We start from the raw sequence: 548 nt of genomic DNA, 5'->3' as shown, positions 1-548 counted from the left end.
CTCCGGAAAAGATTGGCCAAGATAGCTCGACGCTCTCCGAAACCTTCGTGGAAGCACTCAACCGAGCGCCAGATCGCGCTCAGTTTTTGTCTGCGGACGCCTATCGCATCGGACCTCGCGGATGGTCAGGGAGTTTGGCCACAATCTTAGACAGACGACGAGAAGAACTGCAAAAGCTGGCAGATCATGAAGACGAAGCAGTACGAAATTGGGTGCAGGAGCGCAGCGCCAACCTTCTGGAATGGGCAAAACGGGAACGTGAGCGCGAAAGTGAACGTGAAGAGCGGTTCGAATAAGGCTTGTGGGCATCTGCAAACCAAAGGAACCTTCGAAGGCCACGCCTCCAGAGTTGGCGGGTTAGGGAAGTTGGTCAACGATGCTCACGAGCAGGACTTCGAATGGCGGCCAAGGGGACAATTTTCGCCACTGTAACACCACGCTCAAAACTTCTCACCACTCCTCCGAAATATCTTCGTCCGGCAACTCTTTCGTGCCGCGAGTAGACGTTGATGGCGGCACTTCTCGGTCCGTCACCAAAGACACCCGCT

1 protein-coding gene is annotated in these 548 nt (G+C 55.1%); it reads left to right on the top strand.

Features of this window, described 5'->3' with window-relative positions:
* Window positions 1-296, top strand: a 296-nt coding sequence (locus tag NN5_RS26520) for a hypothetical protein (RefSeq protein WP_169801064.1), incomplete at its 5' end; no start/stop codon positions are given.
* Window positions 297-548: the final 252 nt, after the last annotated feature.

The organism is Novosphingobium naphthalenivorans NBRC 102051 (genome assembly GCF_001590985.1).
Classification (GTDB): Bacteria; Pseudomonadota; Alphaproteobacteria; order Sphingomonadales; family Sphingomonadaceae; genus Novosphingobium; species Novosphingobium naphthalenivorans.
Note: the sequence above shows the minus strand (reverse complement) of the source record. Positions and strands in the feature narration are given on the sequence as shown.